Origin of the sequence: Trueperella sp. LYQ141 (assembly GCF_046599555.1) — a bacterium.
Classification (GTDB): domain Bacteria; phylum Actinomycetota; class Actinomycetes; order Actinomycetales; family Actinomycetaceae; genus Trueperella.
In genome coordinates this window covers 73,508-89,127 of the sequence record NZ_JBKIWQ010000008.1, presented here as the reverse complement: position 1 = coordinate 89,127, position 15,620 = coordinate 73,508, and the positions used below count along the sequence as shown (strand labels likewise).

The 15,620-nt window shown below is 52.8% G+C and carries 13 protein-coding genes and 1 riboswitch; of the genes, 7 read left to right on the top strand and 6 right to left on the bottom strand.

From position 1 onward, the window contains the following. The first annotated feature begins 70 nt into the window (after positions 1-70). From ACLHIJ_RS07370 to ACLHIJ_RS07360, 3 genes are all read left to right on the top strand, one after another. Positions 71-2,221 carry a prolyl oligopeptidase family serine peptidase gene (locus ACLHIJ_RS07370; protein ID WP_411298837.1) on the top strand — a complete coding sequence of 717 codons (2,151 nt, stop codon included), beginning with the start codon at positions 71-73 and terminating at the stop codon, positions 2,219-2,221. A 2-nt stretch (positions 2,222-2,223) separates the two neighbouring features. Then, a complete protein-coding gene (locus tag ACLHIJ_RS07365; RefSeq protein ID WP_411298836.1) occupies positions 2,224-3,081 on the top strand; it encodes a molecular chaperone in 858 nt (285 codons plus the stop codon). Positions 3,082-3,423: 342 nt separating this feature from the next. After that, a complete protein-coding gene (locus ACLHIJ_RS07360) occupies positions 3,424-4,371 on the top strand; it encodes an ROK family glucokinase (protein ID WP_411296990.1) in 948 nt (315 codons plus the stop codon). Positions 4,372-4,533: 162 nt separating this feature from the next. Here the strand turns inward: ACLHIJ_RS07360 and ACLHIJ_RS07355 are convergent, their stop codons facing one another. Beyond that, positions 4,534-4,962, bottom strand: coding sequence for a cupin domain-containing protein (locus ACLHIJ_RS07355; RefSeq protein ID WP_411296989.1), 429 nt, complete (start codon positions 4,960-4,962; stop codon positions 4,534-4,536). Positions 4,963-5,345: 383 nt separating this feature from the next. Next, the gene (locus ACLHIJ_RS07350) at positions 5,346-6,593 is read right to left on the bottom strand and encodes an MFS transporter (RefSeq protein ID WP_411298835.1); all 1,248 of its coding nucleotides are present in this window, start codon (positions 6,591-6,593) and stop codon (positions 5,346-5,348) included. A gap of 124 nt (positions 6,594-6,717) precedes the next feature. Between ACLHIJ_RS07350 and ACLHIJ_RS07345 the strand changes: the two genes are divergently transcribed. From ACLHIJ_RS07345 to ACLHIJ_RS07330, 4 genes are all read left to right on the top strand, one after another. Beyond that, a complete protein-coding gene (locus ACLHIJ_RS07345) occupies positions 6,718-8,046 on the top strand; it encodes a DUF4921 family protein (protein WP_411296987.1) in 1,329 nt (442 codons plus the stop codon). Positions 8,047-8,383: 337 nt separating this feature from the next. Beyond that, positions 8,384-8,656, top strand: a complete 273-nt coding sequence (locus tag ACLHIJ_RS07340) for a hypothetical protein (protein WP_411298834.1) — start codon at positions 8,384-8,386, stop codon at positions 8,654-8,656. A gap of 353 nt (positions 8,657-9,009) precedes the next feature. Further along, positions 9,010-10,317, top strand: a complete 1,308-nt coding sequence (locus tag ACLHIJ_RS07335; RefSeq protein WP_411296984.1) for a class I SAM-dependent DNA methyltransferase — start codon at positions 9,010-9,012, stop codon at positions 10,315-10,317. After that, positions 10,304-11,377: a restriction endonuclease subunit S gene (locus ACLHIJ_RS07330; RefSeq protein WP_411296983.1), complete on the top strand. Its 1,074-nt coding sequence runs from the start codon at positions 10,304-10,306 to the stop codon at positions 11,375-11,377. Before ACLHIJ_RS07335 ends, ACLHIJ_RS07330 begins: the two co-directional genes overlap by 14 nt. Positions 11,378-11,575: 198 nt before the next feature. On the opposite strand, the gene ACLHIJ_RS07325 is transcribed toward ACLHIJ_RS07330, so the two are convergent. The 4 genes from ACLHIJ_RS07325 to ACLHIJ_RS07310 form a co-directional block, all read right to left on the bottom strand. Beyond that, positions 11,576-12,280: an ABC transporter ATP-binding protein gene (locus ACLHIJ_RS07325; RefSeq protein WP_411298833.1), complete on the bottom strand. Its 705-nt coding sequence runs from the start codon at positions 12,278-12,280 to the stop codon at positions 11,576-11,578. Then, complete coding sequence (locus ACLHIJ_RS07320; RefSeq protein ID WP_411298832.1) at positions 12,277-13,803, bottom strand: ABC transporter permease; 1,527 nt, start codon at positions 13,801-13,803, stop codon at positions 12,277-12,279. The genes ACLHIJ_RS07325 and ACLHIJ_RS07320 overlap by 4 nt, the downstream gene beginning before the upstream one ends. Positions 13,804-13,970: 167 nt before the next feature. Then, entirely contained in the window at positions 13,971-14,990 is a 1,020-nt protein-coding gene (locus ACLHIJ_RS07315; protein WP_411298831.1) for a thiamine ABC transporter substrate binding subunit, read from the bottom strand. A 38-nt stretch (positions 14,991-15,028) separates the two neighbouring features. Next, positions 15,029-15,134: riboswitch (TPP riboswitch) on the bottom strand. Positions 15,135-15,241: 107 nt separating this feature from the next. Next, positions 15,242-15,484 carry a DUF4235 domain-containing protein gene (locus ACLHIJ_RS07310; RefSeq protein ID WP_411296979.1) on the bottom strand — a complete coding sequence of 81 codons (243 nt, stop codon included), beginning with the start codon at positions 15,482-15,484 and terminating at the stop codon, positions 15,242-15,244. Positions 15,485-15,620: the final 136 nt, after the last annotated feature.

Below are 15,620 nucleotides of genomic sequence, written 5' to 3'. Positions count from 1 at the left end.
GCCACACCCCTCATTTCTCATCACCACCCTCATCACCAATCACATAGCCCACCTGATTTAGACTGATACCATGCGGAAAACTCCTGCCGACCCATGTCAACGGCTAGAAAAGAACACCACGAGCGTCCGGCGCTGGGCTCACCGCCAATCACGCCGCACTCATAATGCGTTCCCCTCACGCAAACTAGCCAAATATGAAAGCCGTGCCCGTCGTGCCCTGTGTGCCGATGATGCACTCGCCACGCCACATCGCAACGGCACATGGGTCTATTGTTTTACCTCAGATTCACGCCATCCGCGCGGGCTTTGGCGACGCACGCTAGCCAAGCATTACGGCACAAAACCAATGTCTGCCTTGCGTTGGCATACCGTGCTTGATGTTGGCCGCCTTAACACTCAGGAAAAACGATCCTGGATTGTGCGCGATATAGATATTTTGTCCCCCGATGGGGATCGCGCTCTTATCACCCTCAGTGACGCTAACAGCCACACATGCGCTATCCGAGAATTTGATATTTCCAAACAGAAATTCCTCACCCGCGGCTTTCTCGCCAGCGCTGGTTGCGAGATAACTGCTCGCTGGCTGGACCGTCAGCACATCCTCATTACCAGCGCTGTTGGCGCTCAGAGCCTAACTGCATACGGAAATCCTCGGCAGATTCGATATTGGCGACGAGGGACGTCACTGGCAAAAGCCCCCGTCGTATTGGAATGTGACGCTGACGATGTGGGTGTAGAGATTCAGATATGTGCCCCGACGCCGCATTGGCCTGAACCGCGGATACATGGAATCATCCACCACGACCTCGAACGTCGGCGCATCTACCGTATCCATCCCCAGGCCCGACGGTGGCGGCGCGCCACTCCGCAGGCGCTTAACGTGCCAGATTTCTCGCGAATAGATATTGTGCGTAACTGGATTATCCTGACGCTACAGCAGGAATGGTCCACCGCTACGGGCAGCTATCCAGCCGGATCCGTGCTCGCCATGCCCTATCAGGATGCCTGTAACGGCGCCGTGCCGCAAGAAATTCACGTCCTCTTTACCGGCACACCCCACAGCACAATAACGGAGATCCATTGCCTTGCCTCCGGGGTTCTCATCCTTGCCACCTGCGAGCTTAAACCTGTTATCCGCTTCGCTGTTGATCCGCACACCCAGCATGATCCTGCCGTTAACACTGCTGACCGTAAAAATGATCGCCGCCCGTGGTATCAGGTTGACCTGACTCCAGCGCACATGGAACATCTACATCTGCGCGTTATCCCTGTTGACGCTGGAAAAAGTGATGAGATCTGGTTGCGGGTAGACGGTTTCCTTACCCCCAGCGCACTTTACTGTGGAACCGTGAACGCCACCCAGCTCCGGTTACATCGCATCGGAGTTGAGCCGCATCGTTTCTCCGCTCCAAGCGCTGAAGTGCGGCTATGCTACGCCCAATCTGCGGATGGTACTGCCGTACCCTACTATCTCGTCGGGCCATACGACAGCCTCGAAGGCAAACGCCCCACGCGAGTCCTGTTGGAAACTAACAGCGATCCATCTGTTGCCCATCCGGCTTATCGCAGCGCTCTTGGCACGTTGTGGCTGGGATCCGGTTACGTGTATGCACTGGCACTCGGGCGTGCGAAATACCCAACATCCCTGCCTGCGAGCACTGGCGAGCCGCGCCGCCCGCAATCCATCTGCGAACACAGTGTTCCCGATTTTGTTGCCGTCGCCGAGGATCTCCTTGCGCGCGGTATCACCAGTGCAGATAAACTCGCCGGAATCGGAACGGCCCATAACGCTCTGGTGATCGGCAATGCATATCACCGCTATCCCACACATTTCGCAGCACTAGCTGCCCGCATGCCACTCCTGGATCTGTCACGCGCCACCGTATGCCCTGGCGATTCAGCAGATGCTGCCCTGCCCCCTTCCTCTGCGGATAAGAGTCGCGATAACGCAGACCTGTGCTGCCCATACCATCAGCTTGATATTGCAAAGCAATCCGATCCCGCGCAGTATCCCCCGCTTCTGCTAACGACATCCACCTACGATGGGTGCGCGTCTGCCACCCATGCTCGCTGTTTTCATGCCCGAGCACGGAAACTCGGCCACGCCTCATTCTTCTGGGAGAATCCAGACGGAGGTCACACCGGCTATGCTGATCCTCAACAGCTCGCCCACCTTGAGGCACTGACCTTCACCTTTTTTGACGAGAAATTGGCACGGTAACGATGATTGACCTTTCCTTTTCCACTGACGGAGATTCTGCTATGTCTGCCGCTTCTAGTTCTGAATCCGGTTCCAACGCTGGTTCCGCTTCCACTTCTGGTTCCGAATCTGCTTCCACCTCCGGTTCCGACATCAGCCCCAGCACCACAAATTCCAGCTCGGGTTCCCCTTCTACGTGCTCTGACGCCAGCTCCCATCCCCGCCGAGGTGAAGATCTCCTACCGAGCGCGAACGAGCTGGAAGCTCTTGCTTCGGCATTCCTCGTCTTATCGCGTTTCCATTTGGATGCGCCCGATACGGAAACGCTGAATCAGGTGCGCCACATGTATCGCGAATGGCCGCTATCTGACGGCACGGCTACCTCCGTCGGGTTACAAGAATGGGAACGCTCCTTTGCTGCCAAGGAAAGCCCTGAACAGCTCCGCGATGATCTCAATGCGCTGTATGGTCGCACTGCCCGCGCCCTCGTCGCGCCCTTTGAATCTGTTCACCGCGGGAAAGACGGCCTAGTCTTTGATGAGGATACGCTCATTGTGCGCAAAGATTACCGCCAGCTTGGCCTACAAGCTCCGCATCTTCATAAAGAACCAGATGACCATATTGGGCTGGAATATGACTTCATTGCGCAGGGTTTAGCCCGTAGCCTCAACGCCCTTGATCGGGGTTTGCACAATGACGCACAGCGGTATTTCCACATTGTTTGGCGGTTTACTCATGAGCACCTCATGCAGTGGGCACCCGCATTTTTTGTTGATGTTGCACGGAATTCTCGCACACATTTCTATCGTGGAGTAGCTGAGCTGAGCCGAGAAGCCTTAGATAGGCTCGCGGCTTTGTGCGATGCTCCGCCAGCGCAATAGCCTCAGGCTCCGCTTATTATCTACCTCGTTGGCACCGTCATTTTGCTATGCGCGAGCAACGTGAGATTGAGCCCCTGATGCTAGCGAGCCAAATATGTGGTACCTACGCTGAGCAGCCAGAAAATTCTGCTCTCACCTAGCCATATCGAAAGAGTAAACCTGTGTGCTTCGGCTGCGACGGGCACACCTGAAGCGAAACACCGACGGGATACGCACTGTAGTGCTGTAAAAGCGCAGGCAGCAGCTCGGCAACGCTACACTGTGGAGCGCACAGAACACCCAAAATCTTGCATTCCGTTTTTCAGACGAGAAAACTGAAAGCAGGCATGCCATCATGGGGATATGACGTTATCAATCGGTGTGGATGTTGGTGGAACAAAGATCGCCGCAGGGCTCGTAGATTCTTCTGGGCACATTGTCATGATGTTGCGTCGGCCAACGATTCCGAACGACTCCCAATCTGTACGCGATACGATCATTGATCTGTGCCGCCAATTGCAGCAGGAAAACGAGGTCGAAGCCGTCGGTATCGGGGCTGCGGGTTTTGTTGATTCTTCCGGTTCAACCGTCATTTTTGCGCCTAATGTTTCCTGGCGTAATGAGCCAATCGCCGAGCAGGTTTCCCAAGCAATTGATATGCCAGTCGTGGTCGAAAACGACGCAAACGCGGCAGCCTGGGCTGAGTATCGTTTCGGTGCAGCGGCAGGATTTTCCTCGGCAGTCGTCGTCACAGTCGGCACTGGAATTGGCGGCGGAATCATCCTCAATGGCGAATTGCTGCGCGGATCATACGGTTTTGCTGGCGAAATCGGCCATATCAATATGGTTCGCGACGGGCGCGAATGTGGATGTGGGCAACGTGGCTGCTGGGAAGTGTATTCTTCTGGGCGCGCCCTCCTTGCCGCAGCTCAAGAACAGGCTCGCACCTGCCCCGAGATTGCCGCTGGTTTACTGCGATTAGCCGACGGAGATCCGCAGGCCATTACTGGATTGATGGTGACGCAAGCTGCCCAGGAGGGCTGCTGCGGGGCGCGAAATGCGTTCGCTGAGATCGGCTACTGGCTCGGTCAAGGAATGGCTGATGTGGCAGCGCTTCTGGATCCGGATGTATTCGTCCTTGCCGGAGGAGTGTGCGAAGCTGGCGATTTGCTTCTGGAGCCTACTCGCCAATCTTTCACCGAGTTACTGACCGGGCGAGCCTATCGCCCGTTGCCGCCCATCCGAGTGGCAACATTGGGCAATCAGGCGGGAATCATTGGGGCTGCCGACCTCGCTCGCCGTGCAGCATAGCGGGATCGACAGCCCACATCATCATCAGTTTTAACCGTTCACGCAGGAACTCTTCGCGCGCCTACCTCGTCAGTTTTCCGTATCCATTAAGAATATGGCGGGAATCTGGCGAGGTTTCCTATCTTTTTTGCCGCGATATTTCAGCATGAACGCACGCTGGGATTAGTCCTCATTCGGATCGTTTTCCGCGTCCTCTTGCGTCTGGTGGACGGTGCCGGGCAGATGATCCGGACCTGCGTAAATGGTGTACAGCTTCAGTGGCTCATCCCCGATGTTCGTAATATTGTGCCAGTATCCGGCCGGAACGAAAATCGCCGAATCGTCTTCGACTTCCGCTACGAAATCGAGTGCGTCCTTAGCGGTTCCCATCTCGCACTTGCCTTTTCCGGCTTCAATGCGGAGGAACTGATCGTTTTCTTCATGAACTTCCAGGCCGACGTCACCACCAACCGGAATGGACATAACCGTCATTTGCAAATGTTCACCCGTCCACATCGTCGTGCGGAAGGTCGTATTGTTAACCGTTTCGGCTTCCATATCGAGAACAAAGGGCTTCTTACCCTTATCGTCATATACACCTGCGTAGGACATAACCCATGCCTCCTCGTAACCTGCTGACCGTTTTCAGCATAAACTTGCGTGATTCCATTATCTCGCAGCCCCACTAAAAGATATCCATACTTCGCTGTATGAGGAATAAGGTCAACCTTAGCGGTAGGCGGCACGTAACTTATGCCGGCGTTATCACCGCCCGTCGGCCCCAAACAAAATCAGCGTATTTTATTAACGCCAAGGGTCTATTAATAATGATTAGCGCAAGATGTTTATCAACAATGCCCACAGGTTTATTAGTGTGCAACGGGCTTATCAGTACCTACGCATTTATCAGCACAGCGCATTTATCAACACGGCACATTTATTAGTACCCCGCATGCCATTAGAACTGAGGTAATTCGGTAGTCCCAATACCGGCATTAGTGCCGACGGGAAATCCGCGGCCAGTGCCCCCGCACCGCCACGATCCATGCCACAGCCGCCACAAGCAAAATTGCCCCTGAACTGATGTACGCCAAAGAAAAGCCGGAATGATCCACTAAGAAACCGGCGAGGAGCGGTCCAAGAATCTGCCCGAGATCGGTCGATTGCTGGAAGAAAGACACCACGCGGTTGCCTTCTCGTCGGCCAATAATATCGGCAACTGTGCCCTGCTGTGATGGCTGAATACAACCAGAGCCAAAACCGCCTAAGAAACTTCCGATCAACACGACAAAAGTCGTAGCCCACACCCCCATGGTAACTGTGAAAACGCCAGAGAGGATGAGCCCCACAACAATGACAGGCTTGCGCCCATACACATCTGACCAGCGCCCCGCAAAAGCAAGCGCGATCCCGTTACCAACCGCGAAAACCATTAAGGCTAAACCTGGCAGCATACTTGGCGCATTACTGGTCTTCACAAGATAGGCTGCGAAGATGGGAACAATAGCCACCCGCACTCCCATATTCGTCCAGCCTTGGGCAAAGGCGGTGACGAGCGCGATTCGAAAACGCGGTATTGCGAGCGCTTCCGAGACGGATATGGATTCCCGAGTCGGCCGCTCCGTGGGAGCTACCTGCTTTTCTTTATAGTGCTTACCCCAATGATGGGGTTCGTGACCGTCAATATCATAGGGAACGAGAACGCCGACGATACTGCCAGCGATAAGGAGCAGCACAGTATAGATAAAGAAAGGCGCCCGAAAACCAAATGGCTCCAAAAAAGCTCCAATGGCTGGCCCAAGAATATTGCCAATCAGAAACCCTGATCCGTATGCTGCCGAAGCTCGCCCGCGCGCACCGCTAGGCGCAAGTTTAATAATGAGAGACATCGCAGCGACGGTAAACATCACTGAGCCGATCCCGCCGATAGAGCGGAAGATGAGGAGCTGCACGTAATTTTGTGATAGCCCGCTTAACGCCGAGGAGCTGGCAACAACCGCCATGCCCGTCATATACATATGGCGTTCCCCAAAAATTTTTGAGAGCCAGCCAGAAGCCGGTGCAAATGCGAGACGCATACATGCAAAGGCAGAGACGACGGCGGTTGCCGCATAGGTTTTCACCCCGAAACTACCGGCAAACAACGGCAAAACTGGGGCAACGATTCCGTATCCCAGCGATACGCACACAGCCGCAGCAACAAGCACCCAAATTTCTCGCGGTAATTTCACATCCTGACTCACCTATCCGTCCTATCATTTTGGCTGGATAAAGGCTACATATCCTCGGGATAATACCCAGAGCGTGCCGAATACCACCTTGTGACTGATAGACTGGAGGGCGCAACGATGCCCGAAAGGAAGCCGCATGCCAGCGTACGATTCTTTCCCGCCACCGCTAACCCGATTGGCTGATGGAACGATCAAACAGCTCAACCCTTTTACCGGAACAGAGGTCTGGACTATTCCTGGTCGGGCAGATCGCCCGCTAGGCGTTTCCGCGAATTCTGCCCAACCGATTGACGAATCTCAGCACGGGCGGCACTGCGCCTTTTGCACCCAGCGCATTTTGGAAACCCCGCCAGAAAAAGCTCGGTTAGTGCGCAACGGAGATGACGCAGAGATCGTCCGAACGACCGGCGTCGATATGCTCACTCAGCAGTGGGAATTCCGCCGAGTTCCCAATCTGTTCGAGATTTTATCCTTTGATTATTGGGCGAAAAACTACGGCTACACCCTTACACCGGCAGCGCAGATGCGAATGGATTCGTATTTAGCCGATCCTGCCGGGCGCTCGCACGTCATGAACGTATTGCGTGCAAAATTTGCGAACCGCATGAGCAATGACGAGTTCGACTCACTACCGGAAATGGACAAGATTGAAGCGGCATATTCCTTTTTTGGTGGCAGCCATGATCTCATCGTGGGGCGGCGGCATTTCGTTGATGGCGCAGAAAATGATGCGCAGTTAGCTTCCTCTGGCACGCTCACTCCGCAGGAGCACGAATGGTATATGCGCCTGACGATTGACACTATGCGCGACCTCTATGCCTCAAACCGATATGTTCGTTACGTGCAGGTGTTCCAAAATTGGTTAAAGCCGGCGGGGGCGTCTTTCGATCATCTCCATAAGCAGCTCGTCGCAATAGATCAACGCACCGTCAATGGGCGTATTGAGGTGGAGAAGGTGCGGCGCAATCCGAATCTGTATAACGAAGCTGGGGTGGATTACGCCGGATACCACAACCTCATCATTGCTGAGAATAAGCATGCTGTTGCTATCGCAGGTTTTGGCCATCGCTATCCCACGTTAGAGGTGTGGTCCCGTTCGGCTCATATTCAACCTTGGGAGCACACGCGCGAGGAGATTACTGCTGTGTCGGATCTCGTCCATGCCATCCATGCGGCAACCGGCTCGGAAATCCCCACTAATGAGGAGTGGTACACCAAGCCGATGGATTCCGACGTGAATATGCCCTGGCGTATCCTGCTCAAATGGCGAGTATCCACTCTGGCCGGTTTTGAGGGCGGATCGAAGATTTACGTCAACACTATTGACCCATGGAATCTGCGGGATCGCGTCGTTCCGCGGTTGCTTCAGTTGCGGGCCGAAGGGAAACTGGCTCGGAATATCAATATCGCGACGGAGTGCTCGTGCGAGGTGAATTCCCTGAGATACAATCCAGCGCTGCAATAGCGTCAGCCTCCAGGCTCGGAAAGCACACCCGTATGGGGCTGCCGGTACTAGAGCTGCCACTATTAGGGCTGCCAGCAACGGCGCCAACCAGCAAATACTATAACGCGGTGTACGAGCCGGAAAACCCATCGTTAAAGGCAGAAGAAGAGACGGAGGATCGCGCATATAGGTTTCGCGTGTAACGTTATGGGCGGGCGAGCGGTTTCTTTGCGCTGAGTAGCTTTCCCCACCACTCAATGACCGAGTTCGTATGTTTGCTAACGCGGAACGTCTGAGCTACAAAATCAAATAAATCAACCTCTACGGTCACCAGATAAGTGAAAGGAGAATAACGAACGTGGCAAAGAAAGAAGCAAAAATAGATCTTTGGGTAGCGTCACAATTAGATGAATTCAACATCAACTATGACCCTCAAGGCAGCGAAATACTGGAGATCAATGAAGCTCTCAAGACGGCTTCGAAACGAGGAACTGGAAAAGTTGGTTTTCCTGAGTTCGTGGCACGTATCGGTGAATTTGTTTTAGTCATTGAAGATAAAGCCGACCTGTCAAAGCACGTGAAATTGACGGGGGGGGGGGAGGAATCCTCGACTGTAATACGAAAGCAATAACCGATTACGCCGTCAATGGTGCCTACTTCTATGCGAAGCATATTGCTCAGAACACTTCATTTAAGAAAGTCTTTGCCGTCGGGGTATCTGGCGATGCAAAACGACACATTATTACGCCACTCTATGTCGATGATCGAGAATCTTACAAAGAGCTTCCGGAACTAGAATCTTTTGTTTTCTTTTCTGAGGACAATATTCAGGAATACTACACGCGCTATGTACTAGAAGAAGCAACTGATGTTGAGAAAACAACGGAGCAGATTCTAAAAGATGCAGCTAAACTTCACGAATATCTCCGAACCTACGGAACTCTCAAAGACCAAGATAAACCCTTAGTTGTTGCCGGTATTTTATTGGCGCTAGATGAAATTGAATTTGGCGGTTTTTCTATTACTTCGCTAACCGGCGATCAAACGCCAGGAATGCGCGATGGCGACAAATTAATGAACGCCGTAAAAGGGCGCTTGACTCGTTCTAACGTCGGCCCTGACGCGAAAAAGGACAAGTTATTAGCGGAATTCTCCATTTTGCAGACCAGCTTCCGTTTGAACGAAGTGAACGCGACTCTTGGAAAGACTCCGCTGAAGTTTTACACGGAGTTCCTGTATGAGCATGTGTTTCGTAACATCAAGTATCAGAAGACCAGCGAGGACTTTATCGGTCGTTTCTACGGCGAGTTTATGAGTTATTCTGGCGGTGATGGGCAGACGCTCGGTATCATCCTAACGCCCCGTCATATCTGTGACTTAATGTGCGAGCTGGTGGATGTTCAACCCGAAGATACCGTGCTTGATCCAACCTGTGGAACAGCCGGATTTTTGATCTCTGCAATGCACAGCATGCTAACGATGGCAGATACAGATGCACAAAAGAAGAACATTAAGAAGAAGCAGCTTCACGGCTTTGAGCTTCAAAGCAACATGTTTGCCGTAGCCGCTGCAAACATGATTTTACGTAAGGACGGCAACAGCAATCTTGAATGCTGCGATTTTCTGCGCAAGAATCCCGCTCAGGTGCAGATGAAGGGCGCAACGGTTGGCTTGATGAATCCGCCCTACTCACAGGGCACGAAAGCAGACCCCGAGCAGTATGAGCTTTCATTCATTGAGCATCTGTTGGATTCACTGACGGTCGGAGCGCGAGCGGCGGTTATTGTTCCACAGTCTTCCATGACGGGCAGTAAATCCAAGATCGAGCAGGCGTTCAAGAAGAGCATCCTGAAGAGTCACACGTTGGAGGGCGTGATTACGTGTAACACGGACACGTTTTATCGTGTGGGAACGAACCCTGTCATTGCTGTGTTTACCGCTCATGAGCCGCACGACGCTGATAAGGCGTGTAAGTTTATCGACTTCCGTGATGACGGGTATGAGGTTAGGGCACATATCGGTCTTGTCGAGGGTGATTCTGCAAAGGATAAGAAGCAGCACCTGTTGGATGTCTGGAATGGACGCGCTGAAGCACCGTCGAAGTTCTGCGTTGAGTCTACGGTGAAGCCCGAGGATGAGTGGCTGCATTCGTTCTACTACTTCAACGACGAGATTCCTACGGATGCTGATTTTGAGAAGGCTATCGGCGATTATTTGACGTTCGAGTTCTCGATGGTCATGCAGAACCGTGAGTACCTCTTTGGAGGGGGTGACGATAATGCAGAGTCTTGATGAGAAAGAGTGGCGTGAATTTTCTTTAGATGACATTTTTACTGTCAGCGCCGGCAAACGATTGGAAACGCGGAACAAAGTTCTGGGAACGCGCCCGTTTATCGGTGCAACAGATAATAACAACGGCGTCACAGGGTTTGTCGGTAATGACAATTCGTCAAGGGATGGTAACGTGCTGGGCGTCAACTATAATGGATCGCCATGCGTTGCTTTTTATCATCCGTATGAATGTATTTTTACGGATGATGTAAAACGGCTGCATCTCCGCCATTATTCCGACAACAAGTTTGTCTTGCTATTTTTCGTTTCTGTATTTGCGAAGCAGCGGTCTAAATATAGCTACGGCTATAAGTTCAAGGAACAACGCATGCTTCGACAGAAGCTAATGCTCCCTATCACTGATTCTGGCAAGCCCGATTATACGTACATGGCGGAGTATGCACAGCAGAAGCGTGATGCTATGCTTGCTAAATATTGCGCCTATGTCGAGAAACGCATTGCAGAACTCGGTGAAGTTGCTAAGATTCCAACTCTCAACGAGAAGGAGTGGAAGCCTATCGCAATAGCCAGTCTATTCACTAATATTTCAGCTGGGAAAATCTCTAATGCAAGTGCTTTTGAAAAAACTACTTGTAAGGGGGTTGAGTATATTGCAGCTACAAACAGAAACAATGGGTGCTTGTATTTTTTAGATTCGACTGACGAATTAAAAAATAAGATTCAAGATGGAAATTGCATAGGTTTCATAAAAGATGGCGATGGTTCAGCAGGCTATGCAATTTATAAAAAGGAACCTTTTGTTTCGACAGTTAATGTGCTTTACGGATATGCTGATTGGCTGAATGAAGCAACAGGGTTATTCTTCGTGGCTGCTCAAGACATGATTGAGCATAAATATAGTCACGGCTATAAGCGGAATAAGGAGCATCTTGCTGGCGATAAGGTCATGCTTCCCGTCACTGATTCCGGCGAGCCTGATTACGAATACATGGAACAATATGCCAAGAATCTAATGCTGAAAAAATACCGGCAATACCTCAAGTATCTTAACCAAAGGTAGCCTCTTATACGAGTTATTGACAACCCCAACACAAGCCGACGCTCCGTTATGAGTGATCGGCTTGTGTTGAAAGGGCGATTCTCCGGATAATAATCACCCTCTCGCTCATGAGCGGCGGCACTATCCCTGCTCACTACCCGCCCTCTCTTAGGGGTCGGTGATTGCCGCTCCAGCAGGTGTGAAGCACCAACCCGAAGCTCAGCTCAATAAATCGCGAATGATTGGAACTGAGGTGCGCTCACGCATCTCCTGATACGTTCCCATCCCGATTAGCTCACCGCCATCCATCACAGCAATCTGATCGGCAACCGCTATTGCTTCCTCGCGATCATGAGTAACATACAGTGCAGTCATCCCCGATTTTTGCACGATATGACGGATCTCTTCGCCCAGTCGCAAACGCAAAAGACGATCAAGCGCTGATAACGGCTCATCCAGCAGAATAATATCCGGGCGTACTGCCAGCGTCCGGGCCAGAGCCACCCGCTGGGCCTGCCCGCCAGATAACGTGGAAATCGCCCGCTTGCCATACCCTGCCATCCCCACCATTTCCAGCATTTGCGCCACCCGTTCCCTGCGCTCAGCGGCAGACATATCTATCATTTCCAAACCGTAACTGATATTGCGTTCCACATTGCGATGCGGAAAGAGTTGCCCGTCTTGGAATAACATGCCAACTTTCCGGCGATGAGTGGGCAGCGCAGAAATATCTCGACCATTGAGCAGGATCTGCCCAGTTGCCGGTTCTAACCCAGCGATTGCCCGTAATAGTGAGGATTTTCCACAGCCTGATTTACCGAGAATGGCGACGATTTCGCCCGAGTTAATCGTCATGGAAAGGCGGCGCACAGCATGTACCGGCGGTTTCGCATAGCGCACGTCAACGTCTCGTAATTCCATCATGTGTTTTCCTTTCGACCACGCAGGCGTAGCAGATCAGCAGCAAACATGACCGCCATCGTCAAAAACATGAGAATGACGGAACCAGCCAAAGCCATACCGTAGTTATCCACCCCAGGGCGCCCCAACAGTCGCGATATTAAAACAGGGAGCGTCACATAATCCGGATTAGCTAGAAACGAGGTTGCACCAAATTCGCCCAGTGAAATTGCGAACGCAAAGCCGAATACCACGCCGATACCGCGAGCCATAATCGGCAGATCAATCGTCAGCGCAATACGTATCGGAGTCGCCCCGAGGGTTGCTGCCGCCTGGCGCATCCGAGGATCGATAGAACGCAAAATGGGAACGAGCGAACGAACAACCAGTGGAAGCGCCACCACTGCTTGCGCGAGAGGCACGATCATCCCTGAAGGAATAGTGGAAATCCGCCCCCAGGTGATAAGGAAACCGAATCCAACCGTCACCGCAGAGATCCCCAAAGGAAGCAAAATAAAGGTGTCAGCTAGGCGTTGCAGAAGGCTAAGGAGGCGGCTACGTGGCCGACGTGACCCAGCAAAAGCTACAATAATCCCCACGATTACAGCGATGATTGCCGCATCCCAGGCGATCTTAATGGAATGGTTGAGAGCCGAAAGAACAGAGGTTCCACCGGCAAAACCCGAACCAGCCAGGTGCAGTACTCGATAGTTGTGCATGCCCCAGCCGTCGGCTGCGTGTAGCGAACCAAGAACCAGGCTTATCATAGGCGCGGCGAGGAATAATAACATTCCTGCCGTTATCACCACTGCCGGCAGATCACTTCGCGCCATCTGCCGTGGTCGAACACGTTGGGGGGCGTATCTCTCCGTGCGTGCCGATAGCACCGACGATAAAATCAACGCAAAAACCACAAACAACAGTTGGAGAACCGATAACACCGCCGCAACCGGAAAATTCATATAGACCTTCGTCTGGATATATATTTCCGATTCGAGCGTGCCATATCCAGGGCGCCCCAAAGCACTGACAATCCCGAATGATGTGGAACAAAAGAGAAAAACGAGCGCACCGGACGCCGCTATAGCCGGACCAAGCTGCGGGAGGGTCACCGTGAGAAAAGCTCGGCAGGGTGAGGCACCTAAAGTGCGGGCAGCCACGGCAAGATCACCTAATCCTTGCCACATCGTCCCAACGCTGCGCACCACCACGCAATAATTAAAGAAGATCATCGCGGCGATCACCGCAACGGTACTCTCCTGCCACCCCAGGAAACCCAGCGGGCCGTCGCTATCGAGAAGAACCCGAAACGCAATACCGACGACGATGGTCGGCAGGGCAAAAGGCACACTGACCAGTGCCCGTAACAAGCGCTGGCCCGGAAAATCGAGCCGATACAGCACGTAAGCGCCAGGGATACCTAACAGGATTGAACCACCAGTTGCCGCCAGAGCCATGAACAATGTTTGCCCGGCAATCTTCCAGGTTCGACTCGACCCGAGCACGCTGTGGGCAACCGCCGAATCTCCGATCCCACGCCCCACCATGGCACCCACTGGCCAAAAGAAAAAGAGAGCCAGAAAGACCAGCGGAATGCTGAGAATAATAACCCAGCTCAGCGCCGCGGCTATCCTGCCGCGGCGCTGAGTACGATTTCCCCTATTACAGCTCGCTATTGCCATCAATCACCTATGACCGGATTTTTCCGCTCATATCAGCGCGATTCAAATAACTGCGTCCATTGTTTTTGCCAGGCCTCACGGTGAGCTTTGACTGTTGCCGGATCCGGGACAATCGGGTTGGGGGCCAATTGTGCGTACTTTTCCCAATCTGCTGGCAACGGCACATTCGCCACTGGATACATATACATCGTCTGCGGGATTTCTTGCTGGGTCTGATCTTCCAGCAAGAAATCAACGAAGGCCCGCGCGCCTGCTTCATTCTTCGCACCCGTGACAACCCCGGCATACTCCACTTGGCGCACGCACGTCCCCAATACGGATTCAAACGCCCCCTGCCCATAAGCCGGACTCGATGCATAGGACAGGGCTAACGGATACGCCCCCTTACCTTCACCAGCACTGAAATCCGTATTAAAGGCAGTGGACCAGGAATCATCCACTTTCACCCCATTAGCAAACAGCGCACTCCAATATTGCGGCCACTGCTCACCGGCATGCACAATCGTTCCCGCTAAGAACGCCAAACCAGGGCTGGAAGTGACAGGATTCGTTACCACCAAAAGATTCCGATAACGCGGATCCACCAGGTCATCGAAGCCTTGCGGCACAGCCACACCGTGACTAGCGAACCACGCCGTATCAGCATTCAGGCATACATCCCCTAAATCAATGGCGGTTAATCCACCAACGCGCAACTGCGCACGCGGATCCACTTTCGGCTGATACGCGGCAATCACCCCAGAATCAACTGCCTGTTGGGCAGACATGTTATCAATTCCGAATACTACATCAACCGTCGGATTATCTTTATTTAAGATCAACTGGTTGAGCACCATACCCGCATCCCCAGGCGCGGTAGTTTTCAGGGTGTATCCCGTCTGTTTTTCAAATTGAGCTTTGCGTTCTTCTGACAACGCAAAGGAATCATGCGTCAATACGGTTACTATCTTATCACGGGCTTGTGAGGAGGTCTGATCCATCGCGGAACAACCGGATAATCCAACACCGGCACTCAACAGCACACTTACACACGCGACATATATTCTTTTCACTGTTCCTCCCAGCTATCGGGAGGGCTCGGGGTACCCCCGAGGAGAGATACTCGACTTCCTTCGCCGGTACTAACCGGATCAGGTTCGAGGGTCTGCAGGCCGATCCCGCACTCTCAGCGCATTCGCGCTCCCCTGTCGTGCTCTCAATTGTAGCACCCGAGCTACCCCAGCTATCTCTGGGCCGTGCAGCCTATTACTATGACCGCACCAGCTAGCACTACACCATTCCTGTTACCAGGCGGGCACTCCGATTAACGGTTGCCGTACCACTGAGCAGCTTTACGCTTCAATGCGGTTGTAATCAAGGTGTTAACAACCGCCGTAACGCCGGTGAAAACCACAATCTCAATCAGCGGCAAATCAATTTCCGCCTCATCGCCCTCTGGCCGCTGCTTGTGCAAACCCTTTTCCCAGATCTGCCCCACAACCTGATTTGCTACCACGCCGGCCGCACCAGAAATAGCGAGGCTGACGACTTTCCATCCGATATTCATTCTTCCCTCCGACTTCGAGGTATCGTGTGTTGTCTATTATCGTCGTTTGCCCGACGGATGTCATGCGCTCATCTCGGAACTCCGCTCTTTGCGCAATCATGCGTATGTTCCCGTTCGCACCGACGCTCGCAGCAGC